2 protein-coding genes are annotated in these 1,703 nt (G+C 68.5%); one reads left to right on the top strand and one right to left on the bottom strand.

Features of this window, described 5'->3' with window-relative positions; all coding sequences use genetic code 11:
- A partial coding sequence (locus tag AC04L7_RS18125; RefSeq protein ID WP_475513624.1) for a polysaccharide deacetylase family protein occupies positions 1-596 on the bottom strand: 596 nt, incomplete at its 3' end.
- Between the two features lie 64 nt (positions 597-660).
- On the opposite strand from AC04L7_RS18125, the gene grxD reads away from it, so the two are divergent.
- Complete coding sequence (grxD, locus tag AC04L7_RS18120; RefSeq protein ID WP_435996264.1) at positions 661-1,590, top strand: Grx4 family monothiol glutaredoxin; 930 nt, start codon at positions 661-663, stop codon at positions 1,588-1,590.
- Positions 1,591-1,703: the final 113 nt, after the last annotated feature.

Genomic DNA, 1,703 nt, shown 5'->3' with positions numbered 1-1,703 from the left:
CGTGCACTCCATGCCACACGCGCCAGGCCATGCCGCTTCAGCGCCAGGCCGACGAAGGGGTTGGTCATGCCCACCACGCTGCGGTACCAGCGCGGCGTGTGGCCGGTGATCGCGGTCAGGATGGACTGGTTGCGGCCGATCTCGTCTTCCAGCGCTCCCGGCCCCAGCCGCCAGAAGCGCGTATCCGGATGCGTGGCACTGTGGTTGCCGATACCGTGCCCGCGATCGCGGATGCCCTGGACCACTGCAGGGTGCGCCGCGGCGCGCTCGCCGACGAGGAAGAAGGTCGCCTGCGCGCGGTGACGGTCCAGCAGGTCGAGCATGGCAGGGGTGTCGGCGGAGGGACCGTCGTCTATGGTCAGCCAGACCACGCGCTCGGCGGTGGGCAGGCGTGACAGCGCGGGACAGAAGAGCGTGGCACGCGGGTACAGCGTGGACCACACCACCGACAGATGGGTGGCCATCATCGCAGGCAGGCCGATCGTCCAGCCGTCGCGCCACCACAGCCAGGCCACGCCCACTTGCGACAGCGCCAGCAGGCCCAATATCAGTCCGGGACGGCGCGGCGGACGATGCAGTGTTCCTGTCGTGCTCATGCCCCATGATGCCACGGGGCGTAAAATCCCCGCTTCCACGTCCTCCTGCCTTCCGGTATCCGACATGTCCCTCGACCCCGCCCTGCGCTCGCGCATCGAATCCCTCCTGCAGTCCAACCGCGTGGTCCTCTTCATGAAGGGCCAGCCGACCATGCCGCAGTGCGGCTTCTCGGCCAAGGCGGTGGGCGCGCTGTCGGCGCTGGGCGTGGACTACGCCCACGTCAACGTGCTGGCCGACCAGGAGATCCGCGAAGGCATCAAGGCCTACGGCGACTGGCCGACCATCCCGCAGCTGTACATCGACGGCGAACTGGTCGGCGGCAGCGACATCATCGAGCAGATGACCAACTCCGGCGAACTGGCCTCGCTGCTCGGCCTGCAGGCCCCGGACCGTACGCCGCCGGCGATCACCATCACCCCGGCCGCCGCCGAGATGCTGCAGAACGCCGTGGCCGACGCCGGCCCGGGCGCCGCGCTGGCGCTGTCGATCAACGCGCAGTTCCAGCCGAACTTCCAGCTTGGGCAGTTCGACGCGAACGCCATTGCCAGCGAATCCAACGGCGTGCGCGTGCAGTTCGACCTTGCCAGCGCGCGCCGCGCCGACGGCATCACCATCGACTGGGTGGACGACATCCGCGGTAAGGGCCTGGCCATCGACAACCCGAACGCGCCGAAGCCGGTGCAGGCGCTGTCGCCGATGGACGCCGATGCGAAGGTCCGCGCCAGCGAAGTACTGCTGGTCGACGTGCGTCCGGCCGATGAACGCGCCATCGCCTCGGTGAAGCTGCCGTTCAAGACCTTCGACGGCAACGGCCGTGCCGAGCTGGAAGCGCTGCCGAAGGACACGGCCCTCGCCTTCCTGTGCCGCAGCGGCGGCCGTAGCCAGCAGGCGGCGGAAGAGTTCCGCGCGCTCGGCTTCTCGAACGCCTACAACATCACCGGCGGCATCAACGCCTGGGCCGACGATGTGGACGGCACGATCAGCAAGTACTGAGCCGCGCTCGCGGCAATCATGAAAAGGCGGGCCTCGGCCCGCCTTTTCTGTTTCGAAAGCCGTGGGAGCGACGTCAGTCGCGACCGAATACCTGTGCTTTCCCATCGCGACTG

Source organism: Pseudoxanthomonas sp. LjRoot204_2 (assembly GCF_056175765.1).
Note: the sequence above shows the minus strand (reverse complement) of the source record. Positions and strands in the feature narration are given on the sequence as shown.

Bases quoted from the DNA above. Each gene is read 5' to 3' on its own strand.
- grxD (WP_435996264.1), top strand. From the start codon at position 661: ATGTCCCTCGACCCCGCCCTGCGCTCGCGCATCGAATCCCTCCTGCAG.